Below are 18,278 nucleotides of genomic sequence, written 5' to 3'. Positions count from 1 at the left end.
AGTGTCGCCGTCGCGATGCCGCGAACCTGTCGATAACAGAAGACAAACACGTGAGGGTCGGTTCGCCGCTATGCTCGGGCTTTCACAATCCCTTCCGGAGTCATGATGTCGTTCCCGATTCGCGCCCGTTCGCTCTCCGCCCTGCTGCTGCCGGCCGTGCTGGCCCTGACCGCCTGCCAGGCTCCGGCGCTGGATGAACAGGATTCGGCCACTGCCCATGCCCAGCAGGCGGCCGAAGCCGCCAAGGCGCCGGCCGACGAAACCGGCAAGGCCACCGAGGCACCGCCGGTCGGCACCTGCGATGCCAGCCAGGTGCAGAGCCTGGTCGGCCAGGCCTACGCAGACGCGCTGGGCAAGCAGGCGCAGGAAGATGCCGGTGCCCACCAGCTGCGCGTCATGAAGCCCAATGACGTCGCCACCATGGAGTTCCTCGGCGACCGCCTGAACATCGAAGTGGACGACAAGGGCCTGGTCAGCGGCGTGCGCTGCGGCTGAGCCCGACCGCGCGCCGGCACGGGATGCCGGCGCGTTCTGTTGCACCTGCAACCGTGTATTGCGGCGCTGCAGCAACCTGTGATCTAGTCGAGGCATCCGGTGGCCTCACGATGCGCTCCAGGGAATGAGCGGGGACGAGTGTCGCCGCCAACCCTATACGCATCGAGGTAGAGATGGCCCCCCGCAACCGCCAAGGGCTTTACGACCCGCGCTCCGAGCGCGATGCCTGTGGATTTGGCATGGTCGCCCAGCTCGACGATCAACCTTCGCGCCTGTTGGTTGATACCGCCATCGCCGCGCTTTCGCGCATGACCCACCGTGGCGGCGTCGCCGCTGATGGCCTGACCGGCGATGGCTGCGGCCTGCTGCTGCGCCGCCCCGATGCGTTCCTGAAACTGCTGGCCAGTGAAGCCGGCATCGCCGTCGCCGCACGCTTCGCTGCCGGCCTGGTGTTCCTGCCGCACGATGCCGAGGCTGCACACGCCTGCCGCACGCAGCTGCAGGCGCAGGTCGAAGCGGTCGGCTGCAAGGTCGCCGGCTGGCGCGAGGTACCCACCGACGACAGCGTCTGCGGCCAGCTGGCGCGCGACACCCTGCCACGCATCGAGCAGGTGTTCGTCGATGCCGGCGTCGGCCAGGATGATGCCGGCTTCGCGCTGGCGCTGTTCCTGGCCCGTCGCCGCAGCGAACAGCAGCTGCGCGACCATGCCGACTTCTACGTCACCACCCTCACCCCGGATGCGATCAGCTACAAGGGCATGGTGCTGCCGGACAAGCTCAGCCGCTTCTTCCCCGACCTGCAACGCCGCGAACTGGCCTCCAGCGCGATCGTGTTCCACCAGCGCTTCTCCACCAACACGCTGCCGCGCTGGCCGCTGGCGCACCCGTTCCGGATGCTCGCCCACAACGGCGAGATCAACACCATCGAAGGCAACCGTCGCTGGGCGCAGGCGCGCAGCAAGGTGTGGAAGACGCCGCGCTTCGACATCGCCGAATTCGATCCGGTGATCTCCATGCACGGTTCGGATTCGCAGAGCCTGGACAACATGCTGGAGCTGATGGTTGCCGGTGGCATGGAGCTGATCCAGGCGCTGCGCATCCTGGTGCCGCCGGCCACCCAGTCGCTGGAGTTCAAGGACCCCGACCTGGCCGCCTTCTACGAATTCCACGGCCTCAACAGCGAGCCGTGGGACGGCCCGGCCGGCATCGTCGCCTGCGACAGCCGCTATGCGGTGTGTACATTGGACCGCAACGGCCTGCGCCCGGCGCGCTGGATGCTCACCGCTGACCGCCACTTCCTGGTCGCCTCCGAAGCCGGCGTGTGGGAAGTGCCGACCGAGCGCGTGGTGCGCAAGGGCAAGCTCGGCCCCGGCGAAATGGTGGCCATCGACCTCAAGCGCGGCGACCTGCTCGATTCGGACGCGGTGGACCGCATCAACCGCGGTCGCGCGCCGTACAAGCAGTGGCTGCAGCAGGGCGTGACCTACCTGCAGACCGAACTGATCGACCCGTCGCTGGTGGAAGAACCGTTCGACGAAGCCACCCTGCGCAGCTATCACAAGCTCTACCAGCTCAGCAGCGAGGAAGTGGAACAGGTGCTGCGGCCACTGGCCGAGACCGAGCAGGAAGCCACCGGCTCGATGGGCGACGACACACCGATGGCGGTGCTGAGCCAGCGCAGCCGTCCGCTGTACGACTATTTCCGCCAGGCCTTCGCGCAGGTCACCAACCCGCCGATCGATCCGCTGCGCGAAGACTGCGCGATGTCCCTGTCCACCCAGCTCGGCAAGGAGACCAACATCTTCCATGCCGGCCCGGAGACGGTGAACCACGTCATCCTCAACTCGCCGGTGCTGAGCCAGCGCAAGCTGCGTCAGCTGCTGAAGATGGACCAGTACGTGCAGGCCAACCGCCTGCTTGATCTGTCCTACAGCGAAGACGAGGGCCTGCGTGCCGGCATCGAGCGCATCTGTAGCGAGGCCGAGCAGGCCGCGCGCCAGGGCATGGTGATGCTGCTGCTGTCCGACCGCTACCCGGTGGCCGGTCGGCCGATGGTGCATGCCCTGCTCGCCACCAGCGCCATCCACCACCACCTCTCGCGGCTGGGGCTGCGCTGCGACGTCAATCTGATCGTCGAAACCGGCACCGCGCGCGACCCGCACCACATGGCCTGCCTGCTCGGCTTCGGTGCCACCGCGGTGTATCCGTACCTGGCCTACCAGACCCTGTTCGACCTGGGCCGTCGCGGCATCCTCAAGCTCAGCAAGGGCGGCGAGCAGTCGCAGATCGGCCGCCGCTACCGCAAGGGCATCTACAAGGGCCTGTCGAAGATCATCTCGAAGATGGGCATCTGTACCGTGGCCAGTTACCGCGGTGCCCAGCTGTTCGAGATCATCGGCCTGGAACCCGAGGTTGTGGACATGTGCTTCCCGGACACCGCCTCGCGCATCGGCGGCGCCGGCTTCGCACGCCTGGATGCCGACGCGCGCGAGCTGTGCGCGCAGGCGTGGGACGCGCAGCAGGACGTGGATGTCGGCGGCCTGCTGAAGTACGTGCACGGCGGCGAGTACCACATGTACAACCCCGACGTGGTCACCACCCTGCAGCGCGCGGCGCGCAGCGGCGATCCGCGTGCCTGGCAGCAGTACTGCGATGCGGTGCATGCGCGTCCGCCGTCGGCGCTGCGCGACCTGCTGGAGCTGGTGCCGGCCGCAATGCCGGTGCCGCTGGACGAGGTCGCCCCGGCCAGCGAACTGTTCCCGCGCTTCGATACCGCAGCGATCAGCCTCGGCGCCCTGTCGCCGGAAGCGCACGAGGCGCTGGCGATTGCGATGAACCGCCTGGGCGGCCGCAGCAATTCCGGCGAAGGCGGCGAAGATCCCGCACGCTATGGCACCGCCAAGCGCAGCAAGATCAAGCAGGTGGCCTCGGGCCGCTTCGGCGTCACCGCCGAATACCTGGTCAATGCCGAAGTGCTGCAGATCAAGGTCGCGCAGGGCGCCAAGCCCGGCGAGGGCGGCCAGCTTCCGGGGCACAAGGTCAACGAGCTGATCGCACGCCTGCGCTATGCGCGTCCGGGCATCGGCCTGATTTCGCCGCCACCGCACCACGACATCTATTCGATCGAAGACCTGGCGCAGCTGATCTACGACCTCAAGCAGGTCAACCCGACCGCGCTGGTGTCGGTGAAGCTGGTCAGCCATGCCGGCGTCGGGACGATCGCGGCGGGCGTGGTCAAGGCCGGTGCGGACCTGATCACCATCTCCGGCCATGACGGCGGCACCGGTGCGTCGCCGGTCAGCTCGATCCGCTATGCCGGCGTGCCGTGGGAACTGGGCGTGGCCGAAGCGCATCAGGCGCTGCTGGCCAACGACCTGCGCGGGCGCACCCTGCTGCAGACCGATGGCGGCCTGAAGACCGGCCTGGATGTGGTGAAGGCCGCGCTGCTGGGGGCGGACAGTTTCGGCTTCGGCACCGCGCCGATGATCGTGCTGGGCTGCAAGTACCTGCGCATCTGCCACCTCAACAACTGCGCCACCGGCGTGGCCACCCAGGACGAGCGCCTGCGCGAGAACCACTTCACCGGCCAGCCCGAACGCGTGGAGAACTTCTTCCGGCTGCTGGCCGAGGAAGTGCGCGGCTGGCTGTCGTACCTGGGCGCGCGTTCGCTGGAAGAGATCGTCGGCCGCACCGATCTGCTGCGGCAGATCGAGGCCGCGCCCCGCGATGGCGTGCGCGTGGACCTGTCGCGCCTGCTGGCCGATGCCCGCTACGAAGGCAGCCACTGCGCCGCCCAGCGCCTGTACGAATCGCCGGACAGCCTGGCCACGCAGATGGATGGGCTGCTGGCCCCGGCCATCGAGCACAAGCGCGGTGGCGAGCACCGCTTCCTGATCCACAACACCGACCGCAGCATCGGCACCCGCCTGGCCGGCGCGGTGGCGCGCGCGCACGGCAACCAGGGCATGGCCGAAGCACCGCTTGAACTGCGCTTCCGCGGCAGCGCCGGGCAGAGCTTCGGTGCCTTCAACGTCGGGGGCCTGCACCTGGAAGTGGAAGGCGAGGCCAACGACTACGTCGGCAAGGGCATGGCCGGAGGCCGGCTGGTGGTGCGTCCGCCGCGTGGCGCCCGCTTCGAGGCACGCAGCACCGCCATCGTCGGCAACACCTGCCTGTATGGCGCTACCGGTGGCGAGCTGTTCGCCGCGGGGCGCGCCGGCGAGCGTTTCGCGGTGCGCAATTCGGGCGCGCTGGCAGTGGTGGAAGGTGCCGGTGACCACTGCTGCGAGTACATGACCGACGGCGTGGTGCTGGTGCTGGGCAAGGTCGGGCTGAACTTCGGCGCCGGCTTCACCGGTGGCCTGGCTTACGTGCTGGACGTGGACCGCGATTTCGTCGACCGCTACAACCACGAGCTGATCGACATCCATCGCGTGTCCGCCGAAGGCTTCGAGAACTACCGCCAGCACCTGCACCGCCTGATCGGCCGCCACCGCGAGCTGACCGGCAGCATCTGGGCACAGCAGATCCTGGACGAGTTCCGCGACTACATCGGCAAGTTCTGGCTGGTCAAACCGAAGGCCGCCAGCATCGAGTCGCTGACCGAAACCCTGCGACGCGCCGCATAACGGTAGTGCCGGCCGCTGGCCGGCAACCCAGGATCACGTAGTGCCGGCCGCTGGCCGGCATCCGTAAAACACCACAGAGTCCGCCATGAGCCGCAAGCACGCCTTCCAGTTCCTCGACCTGCCCCGCACCATGCCGCAGCGCATCCCGGTGGAACTGCGCACGTCCGGCGACTGGGGCGAGCTGTACGGCAAGTTCGGCAAGGAAGACGCCCAGTACCAGGCGGGCCGCTGCCTGGACTGCGGCAACCCGTACTGCAGCTGGAAGTGCCCGGTGCACAACGCCATTCCGCAGTGGCTGCAGCTGGTGCAGGAAAACCGCATCCACGAGGCCGCCACGCTGTGCCACAGCACCAATCCGCTGCCGGAAGTGTGCGGCCGGGTCTGCCCGCAGGATCGGCTGTGCGAAGGCAGCTGCACGCTGGAGGAATTCGGCGCGGTCACCATCGGCGCGGTGGAGAAGTACATCGTCGATACCGCACTGGCCAGTGGCTGGCGCCCGGACCTGGGCGCGGTGCAGCCGACCGGCCACAGTGTGGCGGTGATTGGTGCCGGCCCGGCCGGGCTGGCCTGTGCCGACCGCCTGGCACGCGCCGGCATTGCCGCCGTGGTCTACGACCGCTACGAGCAGATCGGTGGCCTGCTGCAGTTCGGCATTCCCAGCTTCAAGCTGGACAAGGATGTGATCCATCGCCGCCGTGACGTACTGGAAGGCATGGGCGTGCAGTTCCGCCTCGGCGTGGAGATCGGCCGTGATGTCAGCGTGCAGCAGTTGCTGGACAGTCACGATGCGGTGTTCATCGGCACCGGCGCCTACCGCTATACCGATGGTGGCCTGGTCGGCCAGGACCTGAAGGGCGTGCTGCCGGCGCTGCCGTTCCTGGTGCAGAACAGCCGCATCGTCGGCGGCGATGATCCGAAGGGCCGGCCGATCGCCGGCTGGGAAGACACCATCGCCCTGCCCGACCTCAACGGCAAGCGCGTGGTGGTTCTGGGCGGTGGCGATACCGGCATGGACTGCGTGCGCAGTGCGGTGCGGCTGGGCGCGGCCAAGGTCACCTGCGCCTATCGCCGCGACGAAGCCAACATGCCCGGCAGCGCGCGCGAAGTCGCCAATGCACGCGAGGAAGGGGTGCGCTTCCTGTTCAACCGGCAGCCGCTGTCGATCGAAGCCGGCGCCGACGACGAGGTGATCGGCGTGACCGTGATCGAGACCCGGCTGGGCGAGCCCGATGCCAATGGCCGCCAGAACGCGGTGCCGATCGAAGGCAGTGAGTCGCTGTTGGAGGCAGACGTGGTGATCATCGCCTTCGGCTTCTCGCCGAGCGTGCCGGCGTGGCTGGCGGAACTGGGGGTGGAAGCCCAGCCCAATGGCCGCATCCTCGCCGGTGGCAAGGACCGCCTGCCGTTCCAGACCGCGCATCCACGCCTGTTCGCCGGTGGCGACGCGGTGCGTGGTGCCGATCTCGTGGTAACCGCGGTGGCCGAAGGCCGCGACGCCGCTGCCAGCATCGTCCGCCTACTGGCGCACTGAGTCCGGCAACAGCAGCAGTTGCAGCAGCGCGCGCAGTTCGTGCGCCTCCAGCGGCTTGGCCAGGAAATGGTCGATGCCCGCCTCACGGCAGGCCTCGCGCGTGCGTTCCAGCACGCTGGCGGTCAACGCAATGATCGGCACCGGAGCATGGGCAGCGCGGGTATCGCTACGGATCGCCCGGGCCAGCGCGAAGCCATCCATGTGCGGCATATGGCAGTCGGTGATGACCAGGTCGAACGGTTGCGCCTGCCAGGCCTCCCATGCCTGCAGGCCGTCGCTGTAGGCGTGCACCTGCAGTCCCAGCTCGCACAGGCGTTGTGCCAGCAACTGCAGGTTGGTCGGATGATCCTCGGCCACCAGCACCCGCGCCGGCGGCAACGGTCGTTGCGCGGGCCGTGCCATCGCCGGTCCCGCAGCGGGGGCCGCACAGGCCGCCAGGTCCAGCTCCAGCCACACAGTGGTGCCCTTGCCGGGCACGCTGCGCAGGTGCAGACGCCCGCCCATCGACGTCGCCAGCTCGCGGCAGATCGACAGCCCCAGGCCACTGCCGCCGAAACGGCGCGTGGTCGACGCCTCGGCCTGCTCGTAGGCGGCAAACACCGCCTGTTGCCGTTCCACGCTGATGCCCACGCCGGTGTCGGTCACCTGCAGGCGCAGACGCTGGCCGCCGTCGCGCTGCTGCAGCACGTGGACCTGCAACACCACGCTTCCCTGCAGGGTGAACTTGAGCGCGTTGCCGGCCAGGTTGAACAGGACCTGCCGCAGGCGCAGCCCGTCAGCCAGCGACCAGGGCTGCAACGTCGGGTCGATCTCGCTGCACAGGTGCAGCCCGCGGCTGGCCGCGACGGGCATCAACAGCTGCTGCACCGCGCCCACCAGCGCCGCCAGATCGGTCGGACGCAGCTGCAGGGGCGCCGGTTGCAGGCGCTGGCTGTGCAGCACATCGTCGAGGATCTGCCGCAGCATCTGCGCAGCGTCACCGACGGTGGTCAGCACCTGCCGCTGGCCCGCATCCAGGTCCGTGCCGGCCAGCCGCTCCAGCATGCCCAGCAGGGTGCTCATCGGCGTGCGGATCTCGTGGCTCATGGTCGCCAGGAAATGGCCCTTGGCCAGCGCCGCCTGCTCGGCCGCGCGGCGCGCCTCGGCCAACGCCGTTGCACGCGCCTGGGCTTCGCTGACGTCCATCCAGTAGCCGCTCCACTCCACGCTGCTGTCATCGCACGGCAACGGTCGTCCCTGTGATCGGACCCAGCGCCAGCCCTGTGCCGACCGGGTGCGGAAGGTAACGTCGATCGGACCGCGCACGAGCGCGGCCGCTTCGATGCTCGCCATCACCCGGCTGCGGTCACCGGCATGCACGGCCGCCAGCAGCTGCAGATGGTCGATCCGCTCAGTCTCCACGGCTACGCCGAACAGCGCCTGCACGTCGCCGGCGATCTGCGCCAGGCTGTAGTGGCCGGTTGCCGAACGGCGCGCCTGGTAGACCACCGCCGGCAGGTTCGCGGTGACTTCGTGCAAGCGCTGCTCCAGCACCCGGCGACGCACGCTCTCGCGATGCACGCGCCAGTAGCCGAAGGCATGCAGCAGTATGAGCGCGAGCAGGATCAGCGACACCGGCACCAGCCAGCGCAGTGCCGAACCGGCCGGACGCGCACGTGGCAGTTCCGGCAGCCAGGCACTGCGAACCGATGCCCGACGCGCATCGCCCTCCCGCTGCAGCTCCCGGTCGAAGGCAGCGACCACCGCGGCACAGGCCGGTACGGCGGCCAGCACCAGTGCATCGCCGAAGCCAGCGGGTGCTGCGATCACCAGAGGGTCACCCGGCACGGCGCGAAGCGCGGCTTCGACTTCGGCGAGATTGGCCACCACGGCATCGACCAGCCCGGCGCGCAGCAGTGACAGCGCGTGGTCCAGCGGCGCCGGTGCCAGCAGCTGCGCACCCGGGGCCTGTTCGGCCAGCAATGCGTCCAGCGGCAGCCGGTCCGGGCTGGCCACGCTGCGGCCACGCAGTCCCTCCAACCCCAGCACTGCCGCTGCACCCTCGCGCCGCACGATCACCTGTGGCACTTCCAGGTAGGGGCTGCTGGCCACCCAGCCGGTCGGCAGCTGTGCGCGCGGCCAGCCCAGCAGCACCTGGGTGCCAGCCGGCAGCGGGTCATCAGTGAGCACCGCTGCGGGCAACGGCCGCGCATGCTGCACCGCCTGCGGGCCCAGCAGCGGCAGGTAATCCGCAGCCAACCCCGCAAGGTCGCCCTGCGCGCTGTATGACAGCGGCGGCCGATCGGAACGCCATGCCACCTGCAGTGGACTCGCACAGCCGGACGCAGCAGCGATGCCGGGCAGCAACAGCGATGCCATGACAGCGGCGACGGCGCGGCGGCCGGCGACATTCACGGTAGACATCCTCATTTCGCGGGCAGGAACCACGGCCGCGCAGCGGTACCGCTGCCAGCCACGCTAGCGAGGCGCGCTTCCGCGACAATGAGAAAAATTCGAAAAACATCCCTATCGGCGAATGCCGACATACACTGCCGCTTCTACCCGTCCCTACGGAGCGCTCGATGCGTATCGGCCTGGCCGCCAACCGTCTCCATCACCACGATGCGCGCGCCGCGCTGTTCCGCTGGCTGCGTGCCAGCGAGGCCGGGCTGCGTGAACTGGGCGTATCGCTGCACGCGGTCGGGCGCACCCACGATGCGATCGAACGGCAGGGCTTCCTGGCCGGCTACGGCGGCCTGCACCGCTACCCCTACGGGCGCGAGGGTGGCCTGATGAAACTGGTGGCCGAAGTGGTTGGCATGGGGCCGGATCGCACCCTGGACGGTGCGATCTACCTGATCGACCCGGTCGATCCTTCCTCGGTGTTTCCGGAGGCAACCGCGCTCAAGCGGCAGTGCGTGATCCACGGCAAGCCGTTCATTTCAACGGTGGCCACTGCGCGCGACTGGATCGAGGTGGAACGCATCCACGCCGGGCTGGCTGCCGATACCGGTGCCGACGATCTGCATGCCTTCCAGCACCAGACGCTGGCGCTGATCGCGCACGACGCGATGAAGCCGGCGATGCTGGCCTTCGCCGACGAGCACTTCGATGTGCTGGCACGGTTCGGCGAGCGCGTGGCGACCGGCACCACCGGCCAGCGCTTGAACGAACTGGCCTGGAGCCGCGGCTGGCCCAGCGATACGCCGTGGGTGACGCGCTACCAGAGTGGCCCGATGGGCGGCGATGCGCAGATTGCCGACCGTGTGCTGGAGGGGCGCTGCCAGCGCGCGATCTTCTTCGAGGACCCGCATGTGGCACGCCAGCACGAGGCCGATATCCAGCTGCTGGAGCGCGCGGTGACGACAGTGACCGACCAGGCGGTGTGCCTCACCGCGCCGCGGGTGGCGGCACGCTGGGCGGCCGCGGCGGCATTGCGGGCGGGGTGAAGGTTTCGGCCAACGGCTGCGCCCCTCGTGGTGGGCCGTTCAAATCAGAAGCCGTGCTCGGCCGGGCGGGGTGGATTGCGCAGGGGTCGCTGCAAGTACGTCCTTGTAAGCTCGGTCGCCGCATCCATGCGGCTCACGCCCCTGCGCAACCCACCCCGCCCGGCCACGGACAGTTTCCTGTGTGCCCATCACGGAAGAAAGAAGGAAGAGCAGGAGCGGGTCGCTCGCTGCGCGCGCTCTTCTGTAGAGCCGAGCCATGCTCGGCTGCTCTTCAACGTGATGACTGGAACCCCGCGCTGCACGCGTCAGCCGAGCATCGGCTCGGCTCTACAACAGCTGGCGAAGCATCGCCTTCAGTCGCCGACCTTCCAGCTGGAAGTAGTCGCGCTGCTCGCGCCAGGCAGGGAAACGTTGTTCGACTTCATGCCAGAACGCGGGCGAATGATTCGGTTGGATCAGGTGGCAGAGTTCGTGCACCAGCACGTACTCGAACGCTTCCGGACGACCGAGCACCAGGGCCAGGTCCAGGGCCATGCTGCCATCGGGGGCCAGCGAGCCCCACTGCGAGGACATCACCTTCAGGCGCAGGCGGCTGGGAGCGCGCGGCAGGGTGGGCAGGTACTTCGGCAGCCAGCGGCCGACGTCGGCGCGGGTCTGCGCTTCATAGAACTCGCGCAGCAGGCGGCGCAGGGTGGCGTCGCCACCACGGGTCGGCCACTGCACGCAGGCACCGTGCGCGTCGATCTCCAGCCGCGCGTAGCGGCCTTCCTGCCAGCGCAGCGGCAACAGTTCACCGCGCAATGGCAGCACGCCGTCTTCGCCGGGCTGCAGCGGTGCCGGCAGGCCCTGCCCCTGGTACTGCCGCAGCTGCAGCGCCAGCCAGTCGCGGTGCTGTTCCAGGAAGCGCTCGCCCATTACCAGGCTTGCGCGCGGTGGCAACGTCAACCGCGCGCCACGCTCGTCCACGCTCAGCTTGATGCGGCGCGCGCGCGGATCGCGCACGCGCAGCACCTCGATCTCGGCATCCTCCAGGCGCAGGCGAACGGTGTCGCGCTGTACGGTGGCGGGCGGGGTCGGCGTGATCAGGCGGCGCAGCAGACGGCTCATGCGCCCAGCATAGCGCTGCTTCGGGCCGCCGGATGACCGGCGACCGTCGAGCTGCCTGTTCAGTCAGCCTTGCTGAGCTTGAACGCTTCTTCCAGCAACAGGAACAGGCGGCGGATCTCGGCGCTCTGCAGGGCGAAGCGGGCATCGAACTCGGCACGGCGGCCGTCTTCGTCGGCATGCTCCAGCTGGTCCAGGGCGCCGTCGAGGAACTTCAGCTTGCGCACGATCAGGTCGTCGCCGATCACGAAGGACAGGTTGTCCTCGAAGATCAGCGCCAGCTTGGTCACCTGCTTGCCGGCGTCCAGGTGCTTGTCGATCTCGTCGCAGCGCAGTTCCTGGTGCTGGCACTTGACCACCGCGCCGCCTTCGACCGGATCCTTCATCTCGCACTCTTCGCCCAGGCTCAGCCCGGTCGGCAGCGGCTCTCCGGCGATCCAGCCGGTCAGGATCGAGCGCGGCGCGACTTCGGCGTTCAGCGGCATCGCCGGGAAGCTGCCGAGCAACCCGCGGATGTCGGACATGAAGTATTCGCCGGTCTTGCGGCTGGAGGTATCCACCGCCACGTAGCCGTGCTGCAGGTCGATGAAGGCGTCGTTGCGCGAGGACTTCACGAAGGCGCGCGGCAGCAGTTCATGCAGCAGGTCGTCCTTCATGCGCTTGCGCTCGCGGCCACCCGGGCGCCGCCCTTCCTTCTCCTCGATCTCTTCCAGCTTGCGCTCGAGCAGGTCGTTGACCACCGCCGCCGGCAGGATCTTGTCCTCGCCGCCCACGGTCAGCCACAGGTGTTCGGCGATGCGGTGGGACAGCAGTTCCTTCTCCTCGCGGCCGAACGGCGAAATGAAGCCGCGCGAATTCATTTCCAGCGCGCCAACAGGCTTGAGCACGGCGTGCGGCAGCAGGGTATCGACTTCGGAAAAATCGGTGGTGGTCGGGAAACGGAAGAACGTCAGGTTGCGAAAGAACATGGAATTCCGGATGGCGAAGAGGAAGGGCGACCGACCTTAAACGGTGGGCGTCTCGGGATCTGCGTCGGCATCGGCCGGGGAGCCGGCCAGCCAGGCATGGGCGTCGGGCAGCGGCGTGTCGTCGCGACGGCCCAGCGCCATGAAGTCGAACAGGGTGGTGTCGGCCAGCTGCGAGGGCCGGACTTCACCCATGGCGCGCGCGATCTGCTCGATGCGGCCCGGATGGTCCTTTTCCCACTGCTTGAGCATCAGGCCGACCTGGCGGCGCTGCAGGTTCTCCTGGCTGCCGCACAGGTTGCAGGGAATGATCGGGAACTGGCGTGCCTGCGCGTAGTCGACGATGTCGCTCTCGCGCACGTAGGCCAGCGGCCGGATCACCACGTGCCTGCCGTCGTCGCTGCGCAGCTTCGGCGGCATGCCCGCCAGCTTGGCGTGGTGGAACAGGTTCATGAAGAACGTGGCCACCATGTCGTCGCGGTGATGGCCCAGCGCGATCTTGGTGAACCCGTGAGTCTCGGCGTAGTTGTACAGCGCGCCACGACGCAGGCGTGAGCACAGCGAACACATCGTCTTGCCCTCCGGGATGACCCGGCTGACCACCGAATAGGTGTCCTGCTCGATGATGTGGTACGGCACGCCCAGCCCTGCCAGGTACTCCGGCAGGATGTGCTCGGGGAAGCCCGGCTGCTTCTGGTCCAGGTTCACCGCCACCAGCTCGAACGGCACCGGCGCCTTCTTCTGCAGCTGCAGCAGTACGTCCAGCAGGGTGTAGCTGTCCTTGCCGCCGGACAGGCAGACCATGACCTTGTCGCCGGCCTCGATCATGCCGAAGTCGGCAATCGCCTCGCCGACCTGGCGGCGCAGGCGCTTGGCCAGCTTGTGCTGCTCGCGCTCGGCCACGCGTGGATCGCGGGCGGCGCGCGGCTGGGGATCGGGAAGGGAAATCACGGCACTCATGGGTTCCATTCTAACGGCTCGGAGCCGCCCCGGCCGGGGATCGGGTTTCCCCTCTCCCGGCAGTCATCAACGCTGTGTATGCTCGGAGGCTGTGGATACCTACAGCCCCGCCGAGATCGTCGAGCACCTCGCCGCCCTGCGCGCCGAGCACCGCCTGCTGGATGAACAGATCACCCGCATGGCGGCCAACGGCGAGGACGAACTGGAAGCCAAGCGCCTGAAGCGGCGCAAGCTGCAGCTGAAGGACTGCATCGCCAGGCTGGAAAGCCTGCAGATTCCCGACGAGCCGGCCTGAGCCGGGTCCGGGTGGGTGCCAACCTTGGTTGGCCTCCCTCTCCGGTAGGTGCCAACCTTGGTTGGCTCGGGTGGAAGTGTGCGGACCAAGGTCCGCACCCACCGCATTGTCCGGCGCGACCTTCAATCCTGCGGCGCAGGCTCGTCCGGGCGCGCTGCTTCCGGGCTGACCCGCTCGATGGTGTGGCGCAGCTCGCGCCCCAGGATGAACTTGGCGTCCTTGGCCCAGGCATCCAGGCGTTCGTCGAACAGCAGCTTGCTGTTCTCGTCCGGCCACACCAGGCGCAGTTCGCGCAGCTTCTGGATGAAGCCGCGGAACAGGGCCTTGTCGAAGAACTCGGGAGCGGCCGGCGCATAGAGCAGGCTCAGGCGCTGCGCGGCCTGCTGGCACAGGCTTTCCAGCTCGGCCGCACCGAGCACGCCCGGGCCGTTCTTCACCAGCACCGAAATGGCGATGTAGTAGCGCTCGAACGCCTGCTGCAGCGAATGGCCGATCGCCCGCAGGCGGAACACCTCGTCGGTCTGCCCGGTGTTGCGCGCGAGGATGCCGCCGTCGTCATCGTTGACGTTCTGCAGCAGGCCTTCGCGCACGAACACATCGATGGTGCGGTCAATGCGCTGCGCGAACTCGTCCTCGCTCCACGGCAGGAACAGCTCGGCCTGCAGGAACGGGTACACCGTGCGGCCCAGCTGGACCAGGCCGGTACGGCTCATGCGGCGGTTGTTCTGGAAGCAGCAGGCCACCCACGACGAGGCGGTGAACAGGTGCACCACGTTGTTGCGGAAGTAGCTGAGCAGCACCGCGGTGTCGCCGCTGACGCTGAGCACATCGCCGAGCGGGTGCTTGATGCGGGTGAGGACGTTGATCTCCTCGGCATGGGCGATGATCCGCTCCGGCGAGTGCGGGGTCACCGTCACCCGGTCCGAGTACGGCATCTCGACCAGCAGCGTCTTGCACAGCTCGATCTGCGCGATCAGGTCGGCCTCGCCCATCGCGTGCTTCGGCGTGGACAGCAGGGCCAGCGCCAGCAGGTTGATGGGGTTGACGTCGGCAGCGCCGTTGATGCGCACCTGGATGCGTTCGGCCAGCGTATCCACCGTGGTCGACAGCCAGGCCGGCTTCTCGTCCTCGGGCACCGCCTCGCCCTTCCACTCCGGGGCCTTCTCGGCCAGCACATCGTTCAGCGCGATCGGCTCGCCGAAGTTCACCACCACCTGGCCGTAGTTCTGCTTGAGCACCTTGGGGATGCCCCACAGCAGCGACCAGATCGACTCCTTTTCCTTCGGCCGGCCGGACAGTTCGTCCAGGTAGCTGCCGCCCTCCATCAGCTTCTCGTAGCCGATGTAGATGGGCTGGAACAGGACCGGCTTGCGCGGCTGGCGCAGGAATGCACGCAGCGTCATCGAGATCATGCCGCCCTTGGGCTGCAGCAGGCGCCCGGTACGCGAGCGGCCGCCTTCGACGAAGTACTCCAGCGAATAGCCACCGGCCACCAGCTGCGCGACGTACTCACTGAGCACCGCAGAGTACAGCGCATTGCCACGGATCGAACGGCGGATGAAGAACGCACCGCCCTTGCGCAGCAGGGTGCCGACCACCGGCAGGTTCAGGTTGATGCCGGCCACGATGTGCGGCGGCACGATGCCACGGTCGTACAGCAGGTAGGACAGCAGCAGGTAGTCCATGTGGCTGCGGTGGCTGGGCACGTAGACCACTTCGTGGCCCGGCGCGGCGGCCTTGAACTTGTCCAGGTGGTGCACCAGCACGCCCGCATAGATGCGGTTCCACACGTGGCTGAGCATGAAGCTGGCCGAGCGCACCACCGGGCTGGAATAGTCCGCAGCGATTTCCCAGGCGTAGGCGTGCGCCTTCTTCCAGGCATCGGCCGGCTTCGAGTTGTCGCGCTTGGCCTGTGCGGCGATCGCTTCGCGGACCGGCTCGGCGGCCAGCACCTGGTCCACCAGCAGGCGCCGGGTCGACAGGTCCGGGCCGATCACCGATTCACGGATGCGGCGGAAATGGGTGCGCAGCACGCGCTGCAGCTTGCGCACCGTGCGCTCCGGCTCCAGGCCTTCGTCGACGGTGCTGCGCAGCGAGATCGGCGGAGCGAAGCGCACGATGGTATTGCGCCCGTTCAGCAGCAGCCCCAGCAGGCGGCGGAAGCGGCCCACCAGCGCCCAGTTTTCCGAGAACAGCACCGCGAACCAGCCGCTCTGCTTGTCCGGCGCGCGGCCGACGAAGATCGACACCGGCACCAGGTGCACATCCAGGTCGTCGCGCACGCGGTGCGCCTGCAGGACCTTGGCCAGCGAATCGGAGTGGGTCTTGGCGCCGCGCTGCTCGGGAATCAGCGAGTTGCTGGAGCTGCGCCGCGACAGCGCCAGATAGGCGCGCTTGCGGCCGGTCGGATCACCGGCCAGCGGCACCAGCGGCGACGGCAGGCCGGCCTGGCGGCAGGCCTTGTCCAGGATCAGCGCGTTGGACAGGCCGTAGTCTTCCAGCACGTACATGACCGGGCGGCCATCGTTGTACTGGCCCGGGTCTTCCGGTTCGATCTTCAGCGACAGCCACGGCTCGACCAGGCGACCGAGCAGGCGGGCCCACAGTGGACGGCGTCCGGCCGGACGCGCGTGCGCGGGCGGCGGTACCGGGTTCGGGCCGGTACCGGTCGAGGGAGACGCCGGCACCGTATCGGCGGGCGTCGACTGGGATTCTTCGCCGGGGAACGGCAGCGGGTTCTGTTTCGACATCGGCGCCATTATGGCTTAGGCGGTGGCATTGCCGCTTCCCCACCCTCGGCGGGGGCTTCAGCCGGTGCTGGCGACGCAGCCGCGCGGGCCGCATCGGCCTTGCGCAGCAGCGCGTCGGTGTCGGCCAAGGTGCGGGTCAAGTACCAGTGGCCCTCGCGCCGGCTCAGTGGCAGCTGCAGGGTCATCTCGCGACCGGCCAGGTCGTAGTGCAGGCGCACCAGCGCATTGTCGCCCTGCACCGACAGCAGTTCGCCGCGCACGCTGCGCAGCGCATCGTCCACGCCGAGTCCGTAGCTGCCCAGCACCGCCTTGAGGGTGTGGATGAACGGCGCCAGCTGCTGCAGGCTGCCTTCCATGCCGGCCGCCTGCAGGCCGGCTTCATCATCGAAGCCGACCTTGCTGGCGGCGCCGACCAGCGCGGCGATGGTGCTGCGGGCACGTGCGCGGTCGCTGATCGGGGCAGCCTGCGCCCACCCCGCCAGGGTCTCGACCAGGGCGATGTAGTGGGCCTGCTGGCTGGGCGTGTAGCCCTTCTGGTGGCGCAGGTACTGCACGCCGAAGTTGCCCATCGACTGTGCGGCCTGGCGCACGGCGCCGGCCTGGCCAGCCAGCTGGCGATCGAAGCTGCGCTGCAGTTCGGTGCTGGCATCGGGCTTGCGCAGCGCGGCCAGCATCGGCAGCAGCTGGTCACCCAGCGGCAGTTCGGTCAGCGGCCACTGGCTGTGGCCCTCCGCCCAGGCCTGCTGCAGGCGTTGGTACTGGCCCGGCGGCACCGACAGCTTTGCGTAGCCGACCAGATCATCCTCGGCCAGGCGCAACGCCATCGCCTGTACCGCAGCCACCGGCTCGGCCGCCGGCCTGGCCGGATCGTTGGCAGACTCGCGGCACCCCGCCACGGCCAGCAGCAGCACGGCCGCCAGCCCCCATCCACGCGCAGACTTTCCTCGCACCGCCACGCTCATGCACTCGGACTCCCCGGACCGGCCCGCATCTTGCGGCCTGCGACGTGACAGCGGCAAGCCGGGACGTCACGGTTTCCAGCCAAGGGGGGCGCAGATCTCCTCTGCTGCGGCAGAAGGGATCTGACCCCAGCGCCGCCATCGGGATAAAAAAAGAGCCCGGATCACGGGGATCACAGGCTCTTCAAGCCGGCGCGGGGCCGGAGGACAGTGTTGTGGCACATGTCCGGCCCGAGGACCGGATGGCGGCGATCCTACGCTGCCGTTCAAGTTAAGGCAACACTTCACGTAATGCTATGTATGTATTTGATTTTATTGTGTCAATCGCGTTGCCAAACCGCTTCGATGAAATCTACGGCGTGTTTTTCGGCGATTCGGGCATAAATCCCCGGATAGCCGGCCAGCGCACAGCCCTCGCCCCAACTGACGACACCGAACTGGGTCCAGCCTTCACGCAGGCGCAGCAGCAGGGGGCCTCCGGAATCCCCCTGGCAGCTGTCGATGCCCTCGCGGCCGGCGCAGATCACCTTGCCACGTGATAGTTCACCGCCGTACGCCTGCTGGCATTCATCGAATGACACGAACGGCACCTGTGCGGTCTGCAGCTGAGTCGGATAGACCCGGCCATCGCCGATGTCGGTGTCTCCCCAGCCGATCACCGTGAATTCACGGCCCGGCTTGAGATAGCTGGCGTCGGGCCGCAGCCGCAGTGCTACCGGCTGTGCGCCGACCAGCGGTGCGCTGAGCTGGATCAGGGCGACGTCGTGCTCCAGCGAATTGCCGCTGTTGAATGCCGGATGGACGTGGATCGCCTTGACGTTGGAGGGTCGTGGTCCGGCGTCAGTGGACAGGGCCGTGACCTTGCCGACAACGGCGATGCCACCAGGCGCTTCGCCCTGCATGCAGTGCGCGGCCGTCAGCACCCACGAGGGTGAGATGAGGGTGCCCCCGCAGAAGTGGCGATCATGGTCCGAATCGCCGTCGAAGATGCCCTGGATGCTGACCATGAACGGGTACTCGTCGGCCGGCGCCGCTTCGCCGCCGATGATGCGCGGCGCATCGCGCAGCTGCGGCGCAGCGATGGCGGGTACGGCAGACGCGGCCAACAGCAGGCCGATGAACAAAGAGGTGCTGCGATACATTTCCCTGTACTCCTCTGTCGA

The 18,278-nt window shown here is 68.3% G+C and carries 12 protein-coding genes; 5 read left to right on the top strand and 7 right to left on the bottom strand.

What is annotated here, in order from left to right:
* Window positions 1–105 precede the first annotated feature (105 nt).
* The 3 genes from AC5P7X_RS16180 to AC5P7X_RS16170 all read left to right on the top strand — a co-directional run bounded on the left by AC5P7X_RS16180 (window position 106) and on the right by AC5P7X_RS16170 (window position 6,654).
* Window positions 106–495, top strand: a complete 390-nt coding sequence (locus tag AC5P7X_RS16180; RefSeq protein WP_032954733.1) for an I78 family peptidase inhibitor — start codon at window positions 106–108, stop codon at window positions 493–495.
* 173 nt (window positions 496–668) lie between these two features.
* Window positions 669–5,123, top strand: coding sequence for a glutamate synthase large subunit (gene gltB / locus AC5P7X_RS16175; RefSeq protein WP_495215145.1), 4,455 nt, complete (start codon window positions 669–671; stop codon window positions 5,121–5,123).
* Between the two features lie 85 nt (window positions 5,124–5,208).
* Window positions 5,209–6,654 carry an FAD-dependent oxidoreductase gene (locus AC5P7X_RS16170; RefSeq protein WP_495215144.1) on the top strand — a complete coding sequence of 482 codons (1,446 nt, stop codon included), beginning with the start codon at window positions 5,209–5,211 and terminating at the stop codon, window positions 6,652–6,654.
* On the opposite strand, the gene AC5P7X_RS16165 is transcribed toward AC5P7X_RS16170, so the two are convergent.
* Window positions 6,640–9,048 (bottom strand): ATP-binding protein, encoded by a 2,409-nt coding sequence (locus tag AC5P7X_RS16165; RefSeq protein WP_495215153.1) that lies wholly within the window; start codon window positions 9,046–9,048, stop codon window positions 6,640–6,642. The genes AC5P7X_RS16170 and AC5P7X_RS16165 overlap by 15 nt on opposite strands.
* A 167-nt stretch (window positions 9,049–9,215) precedes the next feature.
* Between AC5P7X_RS16165 and AC5P7X_RS16160 the strand changes: the two genes are divergently transcribed.
* Window positions 9,216–10,082: a methylglyoxal synthase gene (locus AC5P7X_RS16160; protein WP_206619816.1), complete on the top strand. Its 867-nt coding sequence runs from the start codon at window positions 9,216–9,218 to the stop codon at window positions 10,080–10,082.
* A gap of 327 nt (window positions 10,083–10,409) precedes the next feature.
* Here the strand turns inward: AC5P7X_RS16160 and AC5P7X_RS16155 are convergent, their stop codons facing one another.
* The 3 genes from AC5P7X_RS16155 to ttcA are packed head-to-tail and all read right to left on the bottom strand — an operon-like array spanning window position 10,410 to window position 13,111.
* Window positions 10,410–11,189, bottom strand: coding sequence for a M48 family metallopeptidase (locus AC5P7X_RS16155; protein WP_061479922.1), 780 nt, complete (start codon window positions 11,187–11,189; stop codon window positions 10,410–10,412).
* Window positions 11,190–11,248: 59 nt separating this feature from the next.
* Entirely contained in the window at window positions 11,249–12,154 is a 906-nt protein-coding gene (locus AC5P7X_RS16150) for a recombination-associated protein RdgC (RefSeq protein WP_005421064.1), read from the bottom strand.
* 36 nt (window positions 12,155–12,190) lie between these two features.
* Window positions 12,191–13,111, bottom strand: coding sequence for a tRNA 2-thiocytidine(32) synthetase TtcA (gene ttcA / locus AC5P7X_RS16145; protein WP_170944947.1), 921 nt, complete (start codon window positions 13,109–13,111; stop codon window positions 12,191–12,193).
* Between the two features lie 91 nt (window positions 13,112–13,202).
* Between ttcA and AC5P7X_RS16140 the strand changes: the two genes are divergently transcribed.
* Complete coding sequence (locus AC5P7X_RS16140) at window positions 13,203–13,406, top strand: YdcH family protein (protein WP_005421068.1); 204 nt, start codon at window positions 13,203–13,205, stop codon at window positions 13,404–13,406.
* Between the two features lie 122 nt (window positions 13,407–13,528).
* Here the strand turns inward: AC5P7X_RS16140 and plsB are convergent, their stop codons facing one another.
* The 3 genes from plsB to AC5P7X_RS16125 all read right to left on the bottom strand — a co-directional run bounded on the left by plsB (window position 13,529) and on the right by AC5P7X_RS16125 (window position 18,257).
* A complete protein-coding gene (gene plsB / locus AC5P7X_RS16135) occupies window positions 13,529–16,165 on the bottom strand; it encodes a glycerol-3-phosphate 1-O-acyltransferase PlsB (protein ID WP_053498012.1) in 2,637 nt (878 codons plus the stop codon).
* Window positions 16,165–17,118, bottom strand: coding sequence for a hypothetical protein (locus AC5P7X_RS16130; protein WP_329842729.1), 954 nt, complete (start codon window positions 17,116–17,118; stop codon window positions 16,165–16,167). The genes plsB and AC5P7X_RS16130 overlap by 1 nt, the downstream gene beginning before the upstream one ends.
* A gap of 317 nt (window positions 17,119–17,435) precedes the next feature.
* Window positions 17,436–18,257: a S1 family peptidase gene (locus tag AC5P7X_RS16125; protein ID WP_053498015.1), complete on the bottom strand. Its 822-nt coding sequence runs from the start codon at window positions 18,255–18,257 to the stop codon at window positions 17,436–17,438.
* Between the last annotated feature and the right edge of the window lie 21 nt (window positions 18,258–18,278).

It is taken from the genome of Stenotrophomonas sp. YJH_SMC_53 (genome assembly GCF_059369995.1).
The sequence above is the reverse complement of the archived record's forward strand: the minus strand, read 5'-3'. Positions and strand labels throughout refer to the sequence as shown.